The organism is Actinoallomurus acaciae (assembly GCF_042429965.1).
Taxonomy (GTDB): Bacteria; Actinomycetota; Actinomycetes; order Streptosporangiales; family Streptosporangiaceae; genus Actinoallomurus; species Actinoallomurus acaciae.
The window spans coordinates 1-1,170 of sequence record NZ_JBHLZP010001076.1 but is presented as its reverse complement, the minus strand read 5'-3'; the positions used below and the strand labels follow the sequence as shown (position 1 = coordinate 1,170).

The window sequence follows — 1,170 nt, the reverse complement described above, 5'->3', positions numbered from 1 at the left end:
AACTTTGTTTAATGTGTAACTTGAAAACTTCTCGCCATTAAATGACGTATAGACGTAACGATCTTTTTTTCCACCGTTAGGAATTATTAAATCAAAAAAAACATCACCCTTGCTTTTCTTTTTCTTCAAGTCGGATTCGATTTTTGAGAAAAATTCGCTCGGGCTATAAATATCAGTAGCATAGACAATAAATAAAGTTTTATCTTTATTTTTTATTGCTTCTATTTGATATTTTTTATCTTTTTTCATAATTTCAACCTAGCTACGCCACCATCTATTAATTGGCAAACGGTATCGATGATTGCGATTGATTCTAATTTGTTAATTGTCTTCGTGTCAGCTATTCCTGGTTTCATATGAAACAAACCATGCCTGTTCTCATGCCAGTAAGTGTAGCATTCACACAAAACTTCCGCTATTTCACCATTTATAGTTTCTTGGTGTATTTCTCTGATTATATATTTGGGTTTGTTTTCAGTGAAGTATTCGCCAAGGTTCTTTGATGATGATGGATTGCAAACATCATTAAGTATTTGATATATAAAGCCTTCTATGGCTCTTAATGCAGAGAAGCAGTATGTTGAGTAATCTTCCATTTCGACATCTATTTTTTTCATTATTAGCGAGCATGATAGCTGTTTTTTGATATCTTCATGGATTTTATCGATGCTTTTTGGTAGTTTGCTATGCAACTCGGACTCAATAGTTTCTTTTTTTATGTCAACATTAAATTCTTTATTTTTTTGTTCGACAATCTCTTTCATGTTTAGTATTGAGCACATGAAATCGTTAATCAAACTCGCGATTTGAAGGTATTTTCCTTGGAATTGAATAGAGCCGCGCTTGTAAATTTTTGCCCTGACCCTGTCACCATTGCTGGTGGTCATAATATATTGGTGTTTACAATTAGGATCGTTATTATTATCTTCTGTTATTGTTATCCCCTCTTCAGAAAGAAATTCAAATAGATTTGCCCTGTCATCATCACTGAATTTTGGAATGGTGTATTCAAAGTTCTTTGTGTCTGAATACAAACAGTTTTCTTTTATAATCAAGGCGATTTCATCAAAGTAAGTGTTATTTTGCCCAGACGCTCTTCCGATAGTGGTATTTCCGCCTGATGGCATTAGTTTTATTAAGAAGTCTATTCCTTTATATGTGCCAGATATG

Annotated in this window: 2 protein-coding genes; both read right to left on the bottom strand. The window is 33.1% G+C overall.

Translation table 11 applies throughout. The features are described 5' to 3' along the window. Window positions 1-249: type II toxin-antitoxin system antitoxin LsoB (gene lsoB, locus ACFFNX_RS52530; RefSeq protein WP_378213646.1), on the bottom strand; the 249-nt coding region annotated here is incomplete at its 3' end. Beyond that, a partial coding sequence (gene lsoA / locus ACFFNX_RS52525) for a type II toxin-antitoxin system mRNA endoribonuclease LsoA (RefSeq protein ID WP_378213645.1) occupies window positions 246-1,170 on the bottom strand: 925 nt, incomplete at its 5' end. The genes lsoB and lsoA, both read right to left, overlap by 4 nt.